Source organism: Rhodococcus sp. JCM 9793 (assembly GCF_055380405.1).
Genome location: NZ_AP043721.1, coordinates 4,824,668 through 4,843,931, shown reverse-complemented (window position 1 = coordinate 4,843,931; position 19,264 = coordinate 4,824,668). Strand labels below are relative to the sequence as shown.

At 64.8% G+C, this 19,264-nt stretch carries 15 protein-coding genes; 10 read left to right on the top strand and 5 right to left on the bottom strand.

The window, feature by feature from the left end; all coding sequences use genetic code 11:
• Positions 1–831 (bottom strand): beta-ketoacyl-ACP reductase, encoded by an 831-nt coding sequence (locus ACZ46K_RS24395; RefSeq protein WP_054806117.1) that lies wholly within the window; start codon positions 829–831, stop codon positions 1–3.
• A gap of 690 nt (positions 832–1,521) precedes the next feature.
• On the opposite strand from ACZ46K_RS24395, the gene ACZ46K_RS24390 reads away from it, so the two are divergent.
• Both ACZ46K_RS24390 and ACZ46K_RS24385 read left to right on the top strand, forming a co-directional pair.
• Positions 1,522–2,283 carry an alpha/beta fold hydrolase gene (locus ACZ46K_RS24390; RefSeq protein ID WP_464749456.1) on the top strand — a complete coding sequence of 254 codons (762 nt, stop codon included), beginning with the start codon at positions 1,522–1,524 and terminating at the stop codon, positions 2,281–2,283.
• 119 nt (positions 2,284–2,402) lie between these two features.
• On the top strand, positions 2,403–2,825 hold the full coding sequence (locus tag ACZ46K_RS24385; protein WP_054806118.1) for a RodZ family helix-turn-helix domain-containing protein: 423 nt from the start codon (positions 2,403–2,405) through the stop codon (positions 2,823–2,825).
• Positions 2,826–2,897: 72 nt separating this feature from the next.
• Here the strand turns inward: ACZ46K_RS24385 and ACZ46K_RS24380 are convergent, their stop codons facing one another.
• On the bottom strand, positions 2,898–8,375 hold the full coding sequence (locus tag ACZ46K_RS24380) for an ATP-binding protein (protein ID WP_464749455.1): 5,478 nt from the start codon (positions 8,373–8,375) through the stop codon (positions 2,898–2,900).
• Positions 8,376–9,167: 792 nt separating this feature from the next.
• On the opposite strand from ACZ46K_RS24380, the gene ACZ46K_RS24375 reads away from it, so the two are divergent.
• The 5 genes from ACZ46K_RS24375 to ACZ46K_RS24355 all read left to right on the top strand — a co-directional run bounded on the left by ACZ46K_RS24375 (position 9,168) and on the right by ACZ46K_RS24355 (position 13,228).
• A complete protein-coding gene (locus ACZ46K_RS24375) occupies positions 9,168–10,352 on the top strand; it encodes a hypothetical protein (protein WP_464745218.1) in 1,185 nt (394 codons plus the stop codon).
• Between the two features lie 159 nt (positions 10,353–10,511).
• Positions 10,512–10,979, top strand: a complete 468-nt coding sequence (locus ACZ46K_RS24370) for a hypothetical protein (protein ID WP_464745216.1) — start codon at positions 10,512–10,514, stop codon at positions 10,977–10,979.
• Between the two features lie 83 nt (positions 10,980–11,062).
• Positions 11,063–11,920, top strand: coding sequence for an AAA family ATPase (locus ACZ46K_RS24365; protein ID WP_054807877.1), 858 nt, complete (start codon positions 11,063–11,065; stop codon positions 11,918–11,920).
• Complete coding sequence (locus ACZ46K_RS24360; protein ID WP_464745214.1) at positions 11,917–12,423, top strand: hypothetical protein; 507 nt, start codon at positions 11,917–11,919, stop codon at positions 12,421–12,423. Before ACZ46K_RS24365 ends, ACZ46K_RS24360 begins: the two co-directional genes overlap by 4 nt.
• Before the next feature lie 49 nt (positions 12,424–12,472).
• Positions 12,473–13,228 carry a hypothetical protein gene (locus ACZ46K_RS24355; RefSeq protein WP_464745212.1) on the top strand — a complete coding sequence of 252 codons (756 nt, stop codon included), beginning with the start codon at positions 12,473–12,475 and terminating at the stop codon, positions 13,226–13,228.
• A gap of 7 nt (positions 13,229–13,235) precedes the next feature.
• Here ACZ46K_RS24355 and ACZ46K_RS24350 read toward each other — a convergent pair whose 3' ends face one another.
• Both ACZ46K_RS24350 and ACZ46K_RS24345 read right to left on the bottom strand, forming a co-directional pair.
• A complete protein-coding gene (locus ACZ46K_RS24350; RefSeq protein ID WP_054811023.1) occupies positions 13,236–13,655 on the bottom strand; it encodes a CoA-binding protein in 420 nt (139 codons plus the stop codon).
• A 38-nt stretch (positions 13,656–13,693) separates the two neighbouring features.
• Positions 13,694–14,533 carry a hypothetical protein gene (locus ACZ46K_RS24345; RefSeq protein ID WP_464745210.1) on the bottom strand — a complete coding sequence of 280 codons (840 nt, stop codon included), beginning with the start codon at positions 14,531–14,533 and terminating at the stop codon, positions 13,694–13,696.
• Positions 14,534–14,641: 108 nt separating this feature from the next.
• Between ACZ46K_RS24345 and ACZ46K_RS24340 the strand changes: the two genes are divergently transcribed.
• The 3 genes from ACZ46K_RS24340 (at position 14,642) to ctaD (ending at position 18,401) form a co-directional block, all read left to right on the top strand.
• Positions 14,642–15,619: a TauD/TfdA dioxygenase family protein gene (locus ACZ46K_RS24340; RefSeq protein ID WP_464745208.1), complete on the top strand. Its 978-nt coding sequence runs from the start codon at positions 14,642–14,644 to the stop codon at positions 15,617–15,619.
• A 171-nt stretch (positions 15,620–15,790) separates the two neighbouring features.
• Positions 15,791–16,474 carry a hypothetical protein gene (locus tag ACZ46K_RS24335; protein WP_054806851.1) on the top strand — a complete coding sequence of 228 codons (684 nt, stop codon included), beginning with the start codon at positions 15,791–15,793 and terminating at the stop codon, positions 16,472–16,474.
• 172 nt (positions 16,475–16,646) lie between these two features.
• The gene (gene ctaD / locus ACZ46K_RS24330; protein WP_464745206.1) at positions 16,647–18,401 is read left to right on the top strand and encodes an aa3-type cytochrome oxidase subunit I; all 1,755 of its coding nucleotides are present in this window, start codon (positions 16,647–16,649) and stop codon (positions 18,399–18,401) included.
• 3 nt (positions 18,402–18,404) lie between these two features.
• Here ctaD and ACZ46K_RS24325 read toward each other — a convergent pair whose 3' ends face one another.
• Positions 18,405–19,103, bottom strand: coding sequence for a TetR/AcrR family transcriptional regulator (locus ACZ46K_RS24325; RefSeq protein WP_464745204.1), 699 nt, complete (start codon positions 19,101–19,103; stop codon positions 18,405–18,407).
• Positions 19,104–19,264: the final 161 nt, after the last annotated feature.

The following is a 19,264-nucleotide window of genomic DNA, read 5'->3' as shown; positions in this document are numbered from 1 at the left end:
TCACATGTCGAGTCCGCCGTTGACGCCCCACACCTGACCGGTGATGTAGGAAGAGGCGTCGGCAGCGAGGAAGTGGACGACCCGGGCGATTTCCTGCGGGTCGGCAAGGCGCTTCACCGGGATGCTGTCGGTGATGCGTCCGAGGACCTTCTCCGGGATGGACTCGACCATTTCGGTGGCGACGAAGCCCGGGGTGACAGTGTTGACAGTGACGCCGATGCTGTCGGGGGTGAGCAGGCCGGCCTTGCCCAGGTGGAACGTGGCTTCCTTGGCAAGAGTCTTGGTGAGGCCGAAGAGACCTGCCTTGGATGCGGCGTAGTTCGCCTGGCCGATGTTGCCTGTCTCGCCGATGACCGACGACACGTTGACGATACGGCCGGTACCGCGCTCGAGCATGTGGCGAAGAGCCGCCTGGGCCAGGTAGAACGCGCCGGAGAGGTTGACGGAGATGACCTTGTCCCAGTCGTCGTCCTCCATCTTCAGCACCGTGCGGTCGATGGTGATGCCGGCGTTGTTGATCAGGATGTCGATACGGCCGTGCTCGGCGATGACCTCGTCGATGGTCCGGCGGCAGTCCTCGGCGCTGGCGACGTCACCCTTGTGTACGGAGTAGTTGACGTCGTTGCGACCTGTGGCATTCAGGTCGGCCAGGAACTGGTCTGCCTGTGAGGTGTTGCGTGCGTAGCCTGCTGCCACGGTCGCGCCCTGAGTGGCCAGGCTGCGGCTGATTGCGGCACCGATGCCCCGGGTGCCTCCCGTGACGAAGGCGACTCGTCCACGCAGCTTGTTACCCTGAACGATCTGCTTGGTGGGTTCGGCGGTGCTGGTCATTGTCGTCTCCTCTGACTGACGGCGATCGCTTCAGGCACGGCGACGTGCCTTCGGAGCTGCGTATGCCCGATGGTCTTGTGGTAGTTCGCGATTGCGAGTGGTCCCCTGCTTCGCGTGTGTTTGTCGAGCGCCCCTGCTCGTTGTTCCCTGCGCATTCAATGATGCAGTACATTCCCGCGATTGTCATGTGCAATGTATCTCCTCGAAATCCCTCACCGAATCGAGAAACATGTGTAAGTGATTGGTATGCAGGCAAATAGAAGGAAATTCGAATATTACCCTCGGGTACGGACATGGTGTTTGTTCGTTGCCGGGTCGATTCTTCGGACCGGGGTGGAGTCCGGAATTACCTGTGGCGCACAGTGTTACTTGCCGGTCAGGTCGAATGCGTTCTCTGACGGAGCGATCTTGATCGGCCGGCTCAGGTGCTTGAAATCGGTTGCGGTGTAATCCATTCGAGGCGCCAGCGATCTTTGTATCGTGAATGCACTGGATGCATCAATTCGTAGCACCGAGTGCCGGAGAATGCGATTTCGGATCGTCGTAGGTGGCTTGCCCCGGACGCTCGCATCGGTAGTTGAAGATTCTGTGATTTTGCGCACAAGAGGTCCCGTATGTGTCGAACAACCGCCCTTCCTCATCACTGTGAGCCGACCACCTGGAATGATGGACGGCGTGACGGAGACTCGGATGATCAACACGGGCCGAACGGAACTCGAAGTCCAGGTGAACGGCAGTGGCCCGATGGTGGTCCTGTTGCCGTCGCTCGGCCGCGACTCCTACGAATTCGAGCCGATTGCGCAGGATTTGGCCGACGCGGGATTGTGTGCCGTGCGTCCTCAGCCTCGAGGTGTCGGCGCAAGTGGGGGGCCTCTCGAGGATCTGGACCTGCATGACCTCGCAGGTGACGTCGCCGATGTACTCGTCGCGCTCGAGGGCGCGCCCGCGATACTGGCGGGCCATGCGTTCGGGCACTACGTCGCTCGTGTCCTGGCCGTGGACCGTCCCGATCTGGTCAGGGGCGTCGCTGTACTGGCTGCGGGTGCCCGCCGATTCCCTGCGTCGCTGACCGAACGAGTGGCGAAGTGCTCCGACCTGACGCTGCCCGATTCCGATCGCCTCGTGAACCTGCGGGAGGTGTTCTTCGCCGACGGTCACGACCCGTCTGTGTGGCTCGAGGGCTGGTGGCCCGACGCCATCGCCTCCCAGCGGGCCGCGATGTCGGCGACGGACAAGGAGTCGTGGTGGCCACTCGCCCCGTCGCCGCTGCTGGATGTGCAGGCCGGCGACGACGTGTTCCGTCCGCCCGAGACACGCGCCGAGCTCGTCGACCAGTTCGGGAGCGAACTGGTGTCGACCGTTCTCATCCCGGGCAGCGGACACGCGCTGATTCCCGAGGCTCCACACGAGGTCGCGGCGGCGCTCGTCGAATGGATCCGAACGCTCGCGTGAGCACGCGACGGGCGCTCGTAGATGAAGAATCCGTCATCTACGCCTCATGGAAGCCTCATCGTTGAGCGCCAGAGTAAGGGATGTCCAGAACGGAACACCCGTTACGAAGGAGAACGATCATGGCTCTGAGTCGCACTTGGTGGGCAGCCGCAGCGCTGACGACCGCGGTGGCAGCCGGAACAACCGGTTTCGTGCTTTCGGACTCGAAGGACAGTGAACCTACTGCGTCGTCGACCTACATGATCTCCACGGTGGCGGATGCAGTGTCGGCAGGATCCGAGCCTACCGTGCCCACGCCGTCCACCACCGTTGTGAGCTCCGCGACCCCGACGGGGTTCGGGACCGGTTCCGCAGACCTTGCATCGGCATTACCGCCCGGAATCCCGTTCATCGATACCAACACCTGCGACGCCTGGTTCGAGGACTGGGACGACAGGGTTCCCGACTTCGTGGAGGACTTCTACGACGACTGGGACGATCGCTGCGACGACCTGCACGATGACGACCTGCACGATGACGACTGGGACGACTGGGACGACTGATCCTGTCCGGATCGGACAGACCGAAGCCCCGCACCGGAATCCGGTGCGGGGCTTCGGTCGTCCTACGACGCGTTACGCGAGGGTCCGCGCAATGCCACGCTCGACAGCCGCGATGATCTGCGGGCGCAGTTCGGCAGCGGGGACGATCGCGTCCACCGACCCGACCTGCTGAGCGCGCTGGATGTTGTGGATCGCCTCGAATTCTGCGGCGACCTCACCGAGCTTCTCCGACCGGACCGAGGTCCGAACCGACGCGAGCTCGACACCGAGACGTGCCTTCTCGCCGTCCTCTGCCGCCGCGATCTGGGCTTCGAGCTCGACGATGCGCGAATCGCTCGCAGTGCGCTTGTTCACGTCGCGGGTGAACACCACGGCAGCGGCGGGTGCCCCACCGAGCACTGAGGCGAACGAACCCTCGACGGCGAGAACTTCCATGTTCTCGTTGAGCGCACCGGAGAACACGACGAACGCGCCGCCGTGGTAGCGGGAGACCACGACGAACACGATGGGTCCGTCGAAGTTGACGATCGCGCGGCCGATCTCGGCGCCGTTCTCGAGCTGCACATTGCGGAGCGACTCGGGGGAGCCGTCGAAGCCCGACAGGTTCGCGAGCACCACGAGCGGACGATTACCGCTCGCTGCATTGATCGCCCGAGCCGTCTTCTTCGACGACTTCGGGAACAGTGTGCCCGAGGTCCACTGGTCCGGTCCGTCGGTCGGGAACCAGCCCTTACGAGCGATGGCCCGCGACTCGATACCGATGACGGAGACCGCATGTCCGCCGAGGTGTGCATCGAACACGACCGAGGTGTCGGCGTCGGCCATGTCGGCCCAGCGCTCGAGCACCGCGTGGTCCTGGTCGACGACGGCACGCATCACCGTGCGGATGTCGAACGGCTTCTTCCGGTCCGGGTTGGTTTCCGACGAGAAGATGTCGCCGACGGTGGTGAAGTCGCTCGACGGGTGGACGTGCGGGTAGACGCGCACGTCGCGGTCGATCGGGTCGGTCGACTCCGCCTTGCGGGGGAAACGCTCGCCGGAAGCAATGTAGGCATGGGCGTAGTGCCCGAAGAGCACCTCGATTGCGGCGGTCAGGTTCGGGGCCCAGTACTGTGCCTGGCCGTTGGGGCCCATGACGCGGTCGTAACCACCGATACCGAAGTTGTCCTCGGCCGAGACGCCACCGGAGTAGTCCAGCGACTGCTTGCCGGTGAGCACCATCGCGCTGTCCGGGGTCATCACCAGGATGCCCTTGGTGTGCATGAGCATCGTCGCTTCGGCATTCCAGTACGGCTGCGCGCCGACGTTGATGCCGGTGACCACGACGTTGATCTCGCCGCCGTTCTGCGTGAACGTGATGATGCGACGCAGTGCACGCGACACCCAGTCCATGTTCTCGGTACCCGAATCCATCGAGATCGTCGCACCCGACGACAGCGCAAACCATTCGACGGGGGCACCGAGCTTCTCGGCGAGGTCGACGGCCGCGACGACACGAGAGCATTCGGCCTCTGCGACGGTGCCGAGCGCCTTGGTCGGGTCACCGAACATCGCGACGCGGGTCATGCCCTCGGGGTACAGCTCGGTCGGGGTGGTGATCACACCGACGATCAGACCGGCCTTGTTGCGACCGTATGCGCGGTCGACCGGAACCAGCTCACCCTTGTCGTCGAAGTCGTACTCGACGAAGCTGCCGTTGTTGCCTGTGAGCAGCGGAATCAGCTCGTACGGGTAGACGGTGTTGCGGGCACGCGAGCGCTGCACCTTCTGCGTGTACTCGTCGAGCGGCTTGAGGGGTTCCTTCGGCGGATCGGTGAGGCGCACGACCACACCGGCACCCGAGCGGTACGAGAATCGCAGTGCGACCTCACGCGCGGGCTGATCCGGGTTCTCGCGAAGCCAGCCGATGACGGTGATCTCCTCGAGTCCCGCGCCGACGGTGAGCGGTGCGGTGTTCTGGCCGATTCGACGCAGGTCGTCGACGGTCAGGTCGACGACGGGCCACACGAACAGCACCACTCGATTCGCGTCGAGGCGACGCCCGCCTCGGGCGGCCTGCGCGCGGCGCATGCTGTCGAGGGAGCTCGCGAGTGCCCGCTCGAATGCGGGCAGGCCGACGATCACACCGGACTCGTCGCGCTGCGACGTCAGGTCCCGCACCTCGGCGAGGGCGATGAACCGTTCGTCGGAGGGGTTGTCCTGCGCCACAATGTGGTACAGGTACGTGTCCAGGTTCGCAGGCAGGCGTGTGCCGTCGAAGTTCTTCAGGCGCCACAGGTCGAGGCGCTGGCCGGTGAGCGGGTGGATGTCGCGGATGTTGCTCTCTTCCGCATACCCCGACTCGTAGGGCCGGAAAGTGAAGACGTGCTCTTCGGCGTTGTCGGTGTGACACACAGTGACCGTCACGCGACGCGCGGTCGCGGTGACCGTCCTGGCTGCCAGGACGGTCTGCAGGGCCTGCGCCTGAGCGTCGGCATCGGCGGGGGCATCGTCCCAGGCCAGGTAGAGGTCGATGACAAGGTTCTCGGTGCTCGGCAGCGGCTTCGCGGCGTCCTCGACGGAGTCGAGCAGCGCGGCGAGATCGGAGTTCGTCGCCTCGGCGGAGATCAAGTACAGGCGGGTGCCACGCAGATCGAAGTTGCCGGTGACGAACTGGCGACCGCCGCGGACGTTGGATTCGACGTCCTCGAGGGTGCGGATCTTGTAGGCGCGCCGCGTGATCACCTCGAGCAGCGGACCCGGCACCGATTCGGGACGAGCGATCTGCTGCGCGAGGAGATCGATGAGCGGCTCGGGGGTGGCGACGAGTGCCTCGACACGCTGCGCGTAATCGTCGGAGTCCTGGTGTTCGGCGAGGTAGGCGAGCGAACCGCGCACCCCGTCGTAGACCTGCGCGCGAGCCTTGCGGATCACGGGCTCCTCGAAGTAGTGGTAGCGCAGGTTGCGGGCAGTGTCGCCGATGACAGGGAAGCGGACCTGCGTCGCGACGATGAGTCGGTCGAGAACCTCGCTGAGCTCGCTCGCCACGCCGGTTTCGCCGGTGCCGTGTTCGAGCCACCGGTCGAGCAGGGCGGAGACCACAGGGATCTGAGCTTCGATGCGTTCCTGCGCGCAGAACAGCCGGTAGACGGCCTCCTCGAGCTCGGGTGTGCGCTCGAGTTCGGTGACGTCGTAGTGGCGAAGCGCGCGCGAGAGCCGACCGCGGAAGCTCTCCGGCAGTCCGCCGACCTCGACGTCGAGAGACTGGAGGTAGCCGTGGAAGAACTCGCGGGGGCTGTGCACCCGGTCGTCGCTGTTCTCCTCGTCCTGCGTCGGCCGGTTGCGCGACAGTTCGCACACGTCGGCGAACGTCGTGAGCAGCGCGAGTTCGGCGCGCACCAGGTCGCAGGACGCGGCCTTCGTGGTGAGCTGCTCGTACTCGCTGAGCAGGGTTGCGGTGCGCTCTGCCGACACGTCGTACCCGGTGATCAGTGCTTCGAGCCGGTCGAGACGAGCGTGGGCATCTGCGACCGCATCGTCGGTCACGGCCGGTGCTGCCGCCGGGAATTCCACCCGCTCGGTCACCGTGGTGGTGACTTCCTCGGCGGTCTGATCGACCCGAAGCAGCGGGGCACCGGCGTCGACCTGGCCGTTGACGACCGCGAGGATCTCGCGGACCTTACCGGCGAACGGTGCGCGGACAGCGGTTTCCATCTTCATGGACTCGAGGACGACGAGTGTCTGGCCGGCCTCGACCTCGTCGCCCACTGCGACGGGAACAGCGACGACGACAGCCGGCGCGGGCGTGCGCACCACACCTGCTTCGTCCTGGCTGATCTGGTGGCTGATGCCGTCGACCTCCACGAGGAAGCTTGCGGGTCCGGCGATCGAGACGATGTTGTGGCGTTGTCCGTCGAGCGTGAGTCGTGTTTCGTACTCACCGAGACGCTCGATGTCGACCTCGAGCTCGGACTCGCCGGCACCGATGCGGTAGCGGTGCGGTCCGATCTGTCCGACGAGCAGTTCGTAACCCTGACCCTGGTAGCTCAGTTCGACCTTGCGAGTGCCGGTTTGGCCGGCGCGGGGTCGTCCACCGCGAGCCGAGGCCAGGAATCCGGCGCGGGCGCGGGCCTCATCGGCGTCGTACACATCGGCGGCGGTTGCGAGGAGGGCGATGTCGGCGACCTGCGACGGCCCGACGGCCGTGCCCGCTCCGGTGCGGTCGAGCCAGCCGGTGTCGGCGGTGGCCTCGATGACCTCGGCGCGGCGCAGCAGGTCGAGGAGGAACGACTTGGTGGTGGTGCCGCCGTCGAGGACGACGGTGGTCTCGCGCAGCGCGGTGCGGAGGCGGGCGAGGGCTTCGTCGCGGTCGCGGCCCCACGCGATGATCTTGGCGACCATCGAGTCGTAGTCGGGCGGGATCACGTCACCCTGGGCGATGCCGGTGTCGACGCGCAGGCCCGAGCCGAGCGGGAACTTGAGCAGCTGTACGGTGCCGGGCGCGGGGGCGAAACCGTTGTCGGCGTCCTCGGCGTTCAGGCGGGCCTCGACTGCGTGGCCGAACTCGGGCGGGCAATCGCCCTGGAGCTTCTCGCCGGCCGCGACGAGGATCTGCAGCTTGACCAGATCGATACCGGTGGTGATTTCGGTGATGGGGTGTTCGACCTGCAGGCGGGTATTGACCTCGAGGAAGGTGAACATCTTCAGGTCGGGCTGGTACAGGTACTCGACGGTGCCGGCACCGCTGTAGCCCGCGGCACGGACCAGATCTGCGGACACCGTGCGCAGCTCGTCGGCCTGTTCCTTGGTGAGCAGCGGGGAGGAGGACTCTTCGATGACCTTCTGGTTCTTGCGCTGGATGGAGCAGTCGCGCACGCCGGGCGCCCACACGTTGCCGTGGTTGTCGGCGATGACCTGCACCTCCACGTGGCGGGCGTCGGTGACCAGTCGTTCGATGAACACGACCGGGTCGCCGAAGGAACGCTCGGCCTCACCCTGGGTGCGTTCGAGGGCGAGCTCGAGCTCGTCCTCGGCGTAGACCTTGCGGATGCCACGTCCACCGCCACCGGAACGGGCCTTGATGATCAGCGGGTAGCCGATGGCCTGGGCGTGACGGCGTGCATCGGCACGGTTCTCGACGGGACCGCCGGACCACGGCGCGACGGGCACGCCGACCTTCTCCGCGAGGAGCTTGGCTTCGACCTTGTCTCCGAGCAGGCGCATGGCGTCGGCGGACGGGCCGATGAAGGTGATGTTCAGCCGGGCGCACACGTCGGCGAATCCGGGATCCTCGGCGACGAAGCCCCAGCCCACCCACACGGCGTCGGCCTTCGATTCGATCAGCGCGCGTTCGAGCTCGGCGTGATCGAGGTACGGGGTCGCCGCTGTCGCGGACGGGCGGAGGATGACACCCTCGTCGGCCTGACGGACGAACATGGCCCGTCGTTCGGCCTCGGTGTGCAGCGCGATCGTCGTGATGTCGTAGTCGTGCTCGGAGTTCAGCTCTCGGACTGCCCGAATGAGGCGTACGGCTGCCTCACCCCGATTGACCACTGCGATCCGTTCGAACATACTCGTTGCCACCGTTTCTCCATGGTTGTGCGCACTACCGTGCTCGTCGAAGCTCAATCCGATCGAGGAAGCCGAGTCCACCGACTGCGCGTGCCACGTCATTGGTGGATACCGCGGCCGGGAACATGTATCGGTCGACTCCTCGTGGTTGGCGTGGGCATGCGTGTCGGTCACCTGCCCGTGGGCCCTGCCCCAGGGCGGTTCGGCCGGATCGTTGCGTGAAGCCCGCGGCTGTCGTCCTCGTCGCGGTGCGACAGTTCGAGGCTGACAACACCCGCCCCCTGCTTCGGGTGATCCGTCCGGCTACAGCATGGAGCAAACATGAGGGTTTGTCACGTTTTGGCTACCGGTGGCCGGGATGGGCGGTTGTGGCGGTGTGCGCGATCAGGAGGGTGTGTGGGGCAAGGTGTTTCGGTCGAATCGGTGCGATCGGCGCCATGATTGCGGTAGATGAGGCCGGATGTACCCTCGGGTAACACTCGTGGGTAACTTGCGTACGGTTCGGAGTGTCGGTGCGAGTGGATGAGTACTTCCATTGCAGTGCAGTGTAATTGGACTGTCCTGATACAGCCTGCAGGCACTCGGTTGCGGCCACTACCCGAAGTGCCGGGTTTTTCCGTGTGACATCCATCACGGCAGGTCAATGTCTCATTCGGTCAACCGAACTGGGCCGAATACGACACCCTTTCGCAACCGCGGGGTAACCCTGGGTGAAACCTGGGTATAGCGCATACCGGCCCCGACAGGCAAATTCTGGAACAGTGTAGGTCGAGCACCCCGAGGAGGGTCACGATGCCCGAGCCCGACCAGACACGAGTTCCGATGGAGTTCGAATCAGAGCCTGAACGGCGTGAGCGGATCGCCACGCAGGTCCGACTCTGTTGCGACCGATGCCGGATCGACGGCAGACACGACCCGCTGTCGGACGACGCCGCGATTGCGATTGCGTCCGGCTACCTCGATGAACCCGCCCGCGCGGTTCTTGCGGCGCGTCGGCGCCTCGTGCGTCGGATTCCTGGCATCGGTGGGTTCGGCGAGCTCCGGCTCCTCACCGACGAACGGGAAGGGTTCGCTGCGCGGGCGGCGGCGCAGCGTCCCGGCGTCACCCGGCTGATGTTCGAATACCGCGCAAGCGAGATCGACAAGAGGATCCGGTCGGCGCGGCAGTCGATCGTGCACTCTCCGGCCCACTACGCGCAGGGGGTGCGCGCTGTGCGTCGCGAACGCCGCGACGGTGTTCATCTCGAACTCGAGCAGCGCGAAGCGTTGTTCCGGGCGCTGCAGCACACCCCCGCCCCGATTCCGGTGGCTGCGGTGGACCGCGCCCGCGACACGATGCTGGGTATCGCGAGCGATCGAGTGGGTCGGTGGTCCGAGCGCACGCCCGCAGCAGACGCGGGACGGCGCGCCGCTGAGGTCCTCGCCCGGCAGGCCTCAGGTGAGGCCGATCGCTTCGTCGATCGCTACGACACCCTCTTGTTTCTCGCCGGAACCTTGTACGACCAGATCGAATCGTCGCCGGCATGGCATTCGGAACACCTCGCCGTGCAGCGATCACAGCTGAACCTCACCGACGAGCTCACTCAGATCGCCACCGACACGATCGCGCTGCGAGGTCTGCTCGCCGAGCTGGAAGACGCGATCAGCACCGCGCCTGCCGCCCGGGCGGGGCTCGAGTCCCGGATTGCGGCGCTCGGCCCGGTCTGGACGCAGCTTCTCGACCGGGTTGCGGCTCTCGCTCGCATCGGAGACCTCCTCGGATTCGCGGACGGTCGGATGGCCATCGTGGAAGTTGCGCAGCGCGCGGCAAGCCTCGACGAGCGGATAGACGACCTCATCGGTCGCTCCGGTACGCGAGAGCTGTCGACCGACAACACCAACTTCGTCGGCGACCAATTCGGTGGTGCCGCGGAATCGATAGGTGTGCTGCAATCTGCGCTTCTCGGCGACATTGCGGAGCTGACAGCAAAGGATTGACATAGGGATTTGTGAATCGCCACAAGGCCGAATTGGGTGTCCCATATAGCTCCGATTCGGCTTCGATAATAGTGATCGGCACCACTGATCCACCAGGTCTGTCGGTGTTAGCGTCCGTCGCGTTCCGTGAGGGGGACAAAAGTGACGCGAGGGGCAGAAGTGACATTTCGCAGGGGATTGAAATCGACAGTATTCGGTGGTGTGGTTGCGGCGATGTTGGTGGGTTGCGGCTCCGGAGGCACTGTGACCGTGGTCGATGATCCGAAAATGGAATCGGAGTTCGACACGGTTCTGGTGTCGGGGCAGCAGCGGAGCCTCGGTGAGATCACGGAGGCAGGTGGGCTCGAAAGCAACTCGTGGGACCGGATGTACTACTTCAGCGCACCGCTTCTCATGAGCGAGATGAATCGCTCGCTCGGTACCGAAGGTGCGGTGTGGGAAGGGCTCCCCGGCGACGAAGCCAAAGGGATTCTCGTGTTCATGTCAGGTGGCGACGTCGTAACTGCCGTGATCGACCACAAGCCGGCGGTGTCGCTGTCGGGATATGCGACCGCGGACTCGATGGTGGGTCGTGACCAGGCAATTGCGGACTACGAGCGCGTCGCAGTGGAGTCGCAGGGGCACTGAGCGGGTCCCGCGTCGCCTTTGTCCACATTCCGGTGTAGTTTGCTGCAGCGACGTGTAGCAACATTTTCCGGAGGAGTGCGGTGGTGGCGCGGGTTATCGCGACAATCAACCTGAAGGGCGGCGTCGGTAAGACCACGACGACGGCTGCGCTGGGTGAGTTCATGGCGGCCGAGTTCGGCCAGCGGGTACTGCTCGTGGATCTCGATCCACAGACCAACCTCACGACGATGATGATCGGAGAGGAGCGGTGGCGGGAACTCAACGAACTCGGCCGCACGCTCGCCACACTCTTCCAGCGTGCCGTGGAACCGGACGCCGACGCATTCGACATCGACAAGGCACTGCAGCACGACGTTTCACCTGTGACGGCGGTGCGCGGCGTCGACCTCCTCGCGTCCTCGCTGGATCTCATGGAGATCCAGGAAGGCCTGAGCTTCCAGCAGTACGCCGATCCCCGATCGCAGCGGCCGATCGAGGTCCTGCACTCTGCGCTCGAACCGATCGCCGACGACTACGACTACATCCTCGTCGACTGCCCGCCCAACCTCGGGATGCTCACACTCAACGGACTCCGTGCCGCCGACGGCTACATTGTCCCCACAATTCCGGACATCCTGTCCACCTACGGGATTCCGCAGTTGCAACAGAGGGTGGAGAAGTTCTCCGATCGCACAGGACATTCGATCCGTGAGCTCGGCCTGGTGATCACCAAGTACCGTAGCGCATCGAACCTGCATCGCACGATCATCGAGCAGCTGCAACGCGACGACAGGATAGCCAACGTCGTTCCCGCGTGGATTCCCGAAGCGAACCAGATCGCCGCGTCGGCAGAGTTCGTGCCCTACGGCACGCTCAAACGTAAATATGGTGGTGCAGGACAGTTCGATGCCCTGCGCATGCTTACCGAGACGATCCTGATGAACGCGCAGGTGTACCTGTGAACGGCGAGGCCGGCAGTGGTGTACCCGACGCCCGGTTGCGGGTTCGGATCGGTGAGGCGAGCGCCGCGCTGCTACGGCTCAACGGCAGCACTCCGAGCGCAGCGGCATCTCTCGTCGCGCTCGTTCGTGTGATTGCGGACGAAGCCGCACGTAATCAACGATTCGCCAACGCGATCGCGGGCGCGCTCGGGCCTGCGACCGCCGCCGTCGATGCGGCCCCGGCGCCGTCTACCGGACAAGCTCCGGCCAGGAAAGACCCGGTTCGGCGCGCCAAGCGTGCAGCCGGCCCGTTCGACCCGTTCGAAGTGTTCCGTGACGGGGGCGAAGCTGGTCTGCGCGACAGGCTCGAGCCGCTCGATGTCGATCGGTTGAAAGACATCATCGCCGAGCATGCGATGGACTACGACAAACTCGCGATGCGCTGGCGCACCCCGTCCAAGCTGCAGGAACGCATCGTCGATCGTGTCAAGGCGTTGTCCACCAAGGGCGATGCCTTTCGGTGACCGGTACGGGGGCTTTCCGACATCCGGTATGTAACCGTATGGTTGGCCCATGGAAGAGTCAGCCGACAGGGGCGTCCGGGCGTTCGTCACCGATGTCGTTCAGCGAGGCGGAAGCGCTACACAGCTGAAGGGCTCTCGTTCTGTGCGGGTCAAGGGGGTGGACGGACGCAGTTGCGTGGTCCGGGTGCGATCGACGACCCGAGATCAGTGGATGGCACGCCGGCAGGACGGCACACCGGGCAGTGATCCCACGGGGTCGTCGTACTGGGTGTTCGTGGACCTCGCCAAGGAGTCCCCGGAGTTCTACATGGTCGAATCCGACGAGGTGGAATCAGGGATCGCGGCAGACGTCGAACTGTGGCTCGCCGAGCGTCCTGGTCGTGTACCCACCGGCAGTCATCCCATCCCGATGAGCAGTGTCGCGCACGGACACGATCGGTGGGATCTGCTCAACCTCAACCGAGTTCGCGATTCTCGTCATCGTAAGGAAGTGTCGCGGCCGCGAACCCAGCCCGCGAAGGCGATCAAGCCCGCGGCCGAACCCGAATTCGTCGATCCCAGAACGGCGATCGTGTCGGACTTCGGCGGATATCGGATCCAGGCGCGCTTCGATCCGGAGAACAGCAACGTCGAGATCACCCGTGGCCCGATGGAAGGCCGCCGATTCAGCCATCCCACCACCGCGGCGAACGCCGTCACGAAGTTCGTCAGCGACGACGACGCCGAATATGACGGCTGGACCTTCTGGCGCCTCGACGATCAGTCGGGTGAACCCCTCGGAAAGAGCCTGTCGCACAGCGGATAAAGGAAGCTCAGTTTTTTTCCTGCATTCCCCATTCGATGGCGGGGCAGGTGTCCATTACCATTGCGACCCCGGCGCCGGTCGTCCGCGCGAAGGCGTCCTCGTCGATCACACCGAGCTGAAACCACACGCCTTTCGCGCCGATGTCGACGGCCTGATCGGCGAACTCGCCGGCTGCGTCGGACCGGCGGAACACATCGACGACGTCGATGGGGAACGGTACATCGGCGAGGGTCGCGTAGCCCTGCTCACCGAAGACGGTCGGAGCGTTCGGGTGGATGGGCACAACCCGTTTCCCCCGCTCGCGGAGTAGCTTCGCGATGCGGTATGCGGTCCGGTTGGGGTCGCCCGACAGGCCGACCACTGCCCATGTTGCGCAGTCGTCGAGCATGAGGGACACGGAGTCGGGATTCTGCCATGTGGTGCTCATGTTCTCCACGGTACGTGCGTACGTCGACGGGCAACGGGTCACACTCCGCAGAATACGGCGGCCTGCTGTGGGGGAACAGCGTCGAGCAGCGCTTGCGCGGGTGCAGCCAGGGCCGAATCGCCGGCGAGCCACGCGACGGCCGGGCAGTCCGCGAGTAGATAGCCGTGTTCGGCGGGAGAGGGCTCACCCTCGGTGAACGCGCCCAGGACGTTCTCCGTCAGTTGGTCGGCCGACCCGTATGCCGACGCGGCGACGGAGAAATCGGTTCCGAACGATGCAGATGCGTGGAACGCGCGGTCGTCGCTCCAACCCCACTTGGTGCCGATCACCCCGGCGAGCAATGCGGTACCGAAGTTCTGCGGGTAGCCGTCGGCGGCGGTTTCGTGGGCGGACGCCATCGCGGCGAGGACGGGGGAGCCCGGGTCGGTGCGCTTCTTCGCTTCGAGGTAGGTCACCATGTCGTGCGTCGACGTGGTTCCGAAACCCCAGTAACCGGGCACGTGAGTGTCGACGAGACCGAACTCGGCGACCGTCGTGGAAATCGCCTGTGGATACTTCGCGTACAGCCGATCGGCGATGGCATCGTTCGACGAGCGGATCATCTCGACGGCGTCCGCCTGGTCGGCCGGATCACCGTGCCGAACTACGTATTCGGCCAGATACAACTTGACGATGGAGACCCCGGCTCGTGACTCGTGCTCGTTCGCGGTTCCGGCGCGCGCGCCAGACGGGGTGTGTGCGAACGAGATCTGGGTGGAACTCGGGGCGACGATGGTCCCGTTGCCGTCCACGATCGGTGCGGGTGCTGCCGCTGCGGTGCCTGTAGTAGCCAGGACGATCGCCGCTGTTGCGAGAAGAACTTCTGCCGAGGTTCGCATGGGCATCGAGGGTACCGGGTTCGGATCTGTGTGAGCGGAACCGTCGACCTGTCGCAGTCGTGTTGGAAGTCTGTGCACAGGCATTCGACAACGACCCAGGAGCCTCACATGACACTCAGCGAACTCGACCGCCCGGCAGCCACAGCGGACGACATCTACCGCGCCGGCGGAATCGTGGTCACGAAGCTCGGTGAGAATATCGGGGCTCGCATCGACGGAGTGAAGTTGTCCGGCGATCTGTCATCCGAGACGGTCGAGGCCATCCGCTACGCGCTGGCCGCGAACAAGGCGATCGTCTTCCAGGACCAAGACCATCTCGACGACGAGTCGCAGTGGGCATTCGCCGGGCTGCTCGGCCGGCAGACGCAGTCGCACCCGACGGTCCATTCGAAGGGAAAGCGGCTCCTGCCGATCGAGGGTGCCGCGAACAGTTGGCACACCGACGTCAGCTTCGTCGACCGCATACCGAAGTCATCGATCCTGCGAGCCGTGACCATCCCGCCGTACGGCGGCGCAACCACGTGGGCGTCCACGACCGCGGCCTACAACCAGCTACCGGAGGCGCTCAGGTCGTTGGTCGACAACCTGTGGGCACTGCACACGAACCTCTACGACTACGCGGAGAAACTCGATGCCGGAAGCTCGACTCTCACCGAGGAGCGCAAGCGGTATCAGGACGAGTTCCGCCGCAATACCTACGAGACGATCCATCCTGTCGTCCGCGTCCATCCGCAGACGGGGGAACGCACCTTGCTCCTCGGGCATTTCGTCAAGGAGTTCTTGGGATTGAAGTCGTCCGAGACGACCGCGCTCCTGCAGCTCCTGCAGGCGCGGGTCATCAAGCTCGAGAACACCTTCCGCTGGGCATGGTCGCCCGGTGATGTCGCGATCTGGGACAACCGCGCCACCCAGCACTACGGAATCGCCGACTTCGGCGACCATACCCGTCGCCTGCACCGAATCACGCTCGCGGGCGACCTTCCGGTCGGGATCGACGGCACCGAGAGCCGCGTTGTGCAGGGGGACGCGTCGGAGTACTCGGTGGTCGAGACCCCGTCGCGCCTGCCAGGTTTCGAGAGCGCCTGACATCGGTGCCGGAAATGCTGGTTGGTGTACCGAAATATCGGACACCAACCAGCATTTCCGACCTCTACGTCAGCCGCCGAGTTGTCCACAGGCGACGGGTTCATCCACAGAACCACCCAATTCGGTCGTGGCCGGGCCGGAGCCACTCCGTCGTGCGGCAGGATCGCCGCCATGGGAGATCCACAGGTGGTGACGCGCACACAACTGATCGAGGCGGGGACGTCCGCGTTCGAGATAGCACGCGAGCTGCAGCGCGGCGGCCTGGTCCGGATCGCACACGGCCGGTACCTGCATCGTGGCGACTTCGATGCACTCGACGAGATCGGGCGGCACCGGGTCCTCGCCCGCCACATCGGTTCCACGCTGGGGCCGGGGAATGCCCTGAGTCACGTCTCGGCGTCGATCCTGCACGGGGCGCCCGTCTGGAACATTCCGCTGGTGCGCGTGCACGTGTCGCGGGGAGCAGGCGAGGAGGCGCGCCGAAGAGCGTGGATACACACTCATGTTGCACAGTGGGCGGAAGCAGACCTCACGATCGTCGACGGCGTACCGGTGACGTCGGTGGCCCGGACGATCGCGGACCTCGCGCGCTCGGTACCGAAGCCGCACGCAGTCGCCATCGGCGATGCGCTGCTGCGCATCGACCCCGACGCTGCGTCGGCACTGCCGTCCGTCGTCGATGCTGCGATGGGATTACACGGTGTCGGACGTGCACGAGCAGTCGTAGGTTTCCTGGACGCGCGGAGTGAAAGTGTCGGCGAGTCGTTGTCCGACGCTTCGAGCGAGCGAGGTCCCGTAGAAGGCGGAAATGACGGTATGTGTTCGATATTTCGATACACCAACCAGCATTTCTGACGCTTACGTCGGTAGCTGCGCGTGTGCCTGATTCAGGCAATCCACCGCCACCCGATGGGACGAGGTCTACGCTCGGGGCTGCCGGCCTGTTCCGGGAGAGTCAGGCATGCAGGGGGGCAGGTGCCGGTGGAATGCCGCATGTCGGCGCCGCGGTCGTCCGGGAGGTTCGTCCATGAATCCGGTGGTGGTGGAGGCCCGAGCAACAAGGCCCTATCCGGAAAGACGCGCCCGCAAGGGAGCGGTGCTCTACAAACTCATCACGACGACCGACCCGAAAACGCTCGGGATCATGTACATCGTCACCGCCTTCGCCTTCTTCCTGGTGGGCGGGTTGATGGCGATGCTGATGCGTACCGAGCTCGCGGTGCCGGGATTGCAGTTCCTGTCGAACGAGCAGTACAACCAATTGTTCACCATGCACGGCGGCATCATGCTGCTGCTCTACGCGACACCCATCGTGTTCGGCTTCGCCAATTACATCCTTCCCCTGCAGATCGGTGCGCCCGACGTCGCCTTCCCGCGATTGAATGCGTTCAGCTACTGGTTGTTCTTGTTCGGTGCGCTGGTCGTCCTGTTCGGTCTGATCACACCCGGCGGCGGCGCCGACTTCGGCTGGACCTCCTACATGCCGCTCGCCAATGCGATCCACGCGCCCGGGGTGGGCGCGAGCCTGTGGTTCGCGGGGCTGGCGGTCACCGGCCTGGGCACCATCCTCGGGGGTGTCAACATGATCACCACCGTGGTGTGCATGCGTGCGCCCGGCATGACGATGTTCCGGATGCCGATCTTCACCTGGAACGTCTTCATCACCATGATCCTGGTCCTGCTGGTGTTTCCGCTCCTCACCGCGGCCTTCATGGGTGCCCTGGCCGATCGGCTGCTCGGTGCACATGTGTACGATCCGGCGACCGGTGGCGTGTTGCTCTACCAGCATCTGTTCTGGTTCTTCGGGCATCCCGAGGTCTACGTCGTCGCCTTGCCGTTCTTCGGCATCGTCACCGAGGTGTTCCCGGTGTTCAGCCGAAAACCGATCTTCGGGTACTCGGGTCTGGTCTACGCAACCATCGCGATCGCCGCTCTGTCGGTCGCCGTGTGGGCCCACCACATGTACGCAACCGGTGCGGTGCTGCTGCCGTTCTTCTCGTTCATGACCTTCCTCATTGCGGTGCCGACCGGGGTGAAATTCTTCAACTGGATCGGCACGTTGTGGCGAGGTCAGATCACGTTCGAGACACCGATGCTGTTCGCCCTCGGTTTCCTCATCACCTTCCTGTTCGGCGGTCTGACCGGTGTCATCCTCGCGAGCCCGCCGCTGGACTTCCACGTCCACGACACCTACTTCGTGGTGGCCCACTTCCACTACGTTCTGTTCGGCACGATCGTCTTCGCGACCTACTCCGGCATCTACTTCTGGTTCCCGAAGATGACGGGCCGCATGCTCGACGAGCGTCTCGGCAAGTGGCATTTCTGGCTGACCTTCATCGGCTTCCACACCACGTTCCTGGTGCAGCACTGGCTCGGTAACGAGGGTATGCCGCGCCGCTACGCCGACTACCTGCCGTCCGACGGCTTCACCACCCTCAACACGGTCTCCACGATCGGGGCATTCGTCCTGGGCGCGTCGACTCTGCCGTTCGTGTGGAACGTGTTCAAGAGTTACCGCTATGGGCAGGTCGTCACCGTCGACGATCCGTGGGGCTACGGCAATTCACTCGAGTGGGCCACCACATGCCCACCGCCGCGCCACAACTTCACCGAGCTTCCACGGATCCGCTCGGAACGCCCGGCGTTCGAACTGCACTACCCGCACATGTCGGCTCGGATGCGCGCCGAATCCCACGTCGGTCCGGGTTCACAGAAGCACAATGTGACAGTGGTCGAGGGCGCCGACCGCATCCCACCCGACACGTCGTACGACCGGCACTGACCCTCACTCGCGCGCGCGAACAGCACTGAGGGAGTCGACCGAGACTCCGACGAGCAGTGCCCGCGCCCGGTCGACGATGCCGACATCGGTTCGTCCGAGAACGGTCAGTGCCGCAGTCGCCAGGGTCTCGGGAAGCTGTGCGTCGATCGTCTGCCCGTCCATCTGCCGGTCGGCACGGATGTCGATGACCGACTCCACGAGACGGAACGGCAGGTCGGCGCGTGGATCGCCGCCTGCGAGTGTCCCACCGCCGAGTACCTCGACGGCGAGGTCGTGGTAGCGGCGGGCCAGGCGTAGCCGGCCGAGCCGGAACGTGTCGAACGGCTCGGTGCGGATCTCCGGCAGCAGGTACAGTGCGCCGAGGTTCCACCGTCCCGCGCACAGTTGTGCCGCATCGAACCATGTCAGGGCGCACAGCCGTACGTCGGCCGGTTCGGCATCGTCGAGGCTTTCGTCGAACTCGACGGTCGGAGTGACTGTGTCATGGAGCAGGGTGACGAGGATGTCGTTCTTCGTCGCAAAATGGTTGTAGAGCGACGCCTGGCGGATGCCGACGGCGTCGGCGATCTGTCGCGTCGTCGTGGTCGCGAAACCGCGTGTGCTGAACAATTCTGCGGCGGCATCGAGGATCTCCGCGCGGGCGGTGTCGCCGGGGCGTCGAGGGCTTGTCAGGCGTGGGCGGCCTGGTCCGACTCTGGTCACAGCACCACCATGACACAGCGAGTTATGTTGCTACCCAGTCAGATCGATGTGTGAGCGTTCCGTCATCAATTGGAAACATCGGCCACACACTCGTTACGCGGGGGACATCCTCCGAAGATGCGCGCTCTGAAAACTGTCAATCGACAGTTTCCCCGTCCGCC

Coding starts and splice junctions, on each gene's coding strand:
- ACZ46K_RS24395 (WP_054806117.1), bottom strand. CDS start 831: ATGACCAGCACCGCCGAACCCACCAAGCAGATCGTTCAGGGTAACAAG.
- ACZ46K_RS24390 (WP_464749456.1), top strand. CDS start 1,522: ATGATCAACACGGGCCGAACGGAACTCGAAGTCCAGGTGAACGGCAGT.
- ACZ46K_RS24385 (WP_054806118.1), top strand. CDS start 2,403: ATGGCTCTGAGTCGCACTTGGTGGGCAGCCGCAGCGCTGACGACCGCG.
- ACZ46K_RS24380 (WP_464749455.1), bottom strand. CDS start 8,375: ATGTTCGAACGGATCGCAGTGGTCAATCGGGGTGAGGCAGCCGTACGC.
- ACZ46K_RS24375 (WP_464745218.1), top strand. CDS start 9,168: ATGCCCGAGCCCGACCAGACACGAGTTCCGATGGAGTTCGAATCAGAG.
- ACZ46K_RS24355 (WP_464745212.1), top strand. CDS start 12,473: ATGGAAGAGTCAGCCGACAGGGGCGTCCGGGCGTTCGTCACCGATGTC.
- ACZ46K_RS24350 (WP_054811023.1), bottom strand. CDS start 13,655: ATGAGCACCACATGGCAGAATCCCGACTCCGTGTCCCTCATGCTCGAC.
- ACZ46K_RS24345 (WP_464745210.1), bottom strand. CDS start 14,533: ATGCGAACCTCGGCAGAAGTTCTTCTCGCAACAGCGGCGATCGTCCTG.
- ACZ46K_RS24340 (WP_464745208.1), top strand. CDS start 14,642: ATGACACTCAGCGAACTCGACCGCCCGGCAGCCACAGCGGACGACATC.
- ACZ46K_RS24335 (WP_054806851.1), top strand. CDS start 15,791: ATGGGAGATCCACAGGTGGTGACGCGCACACAACTGATCGAGGCGGGG.
- ctaD (WP_464745206.1), top strand. CDS start 16,647: ATGAATCCGGTGGTGGTGGAGGCCCGAGCAACAAGGCCCTATCCGGAA.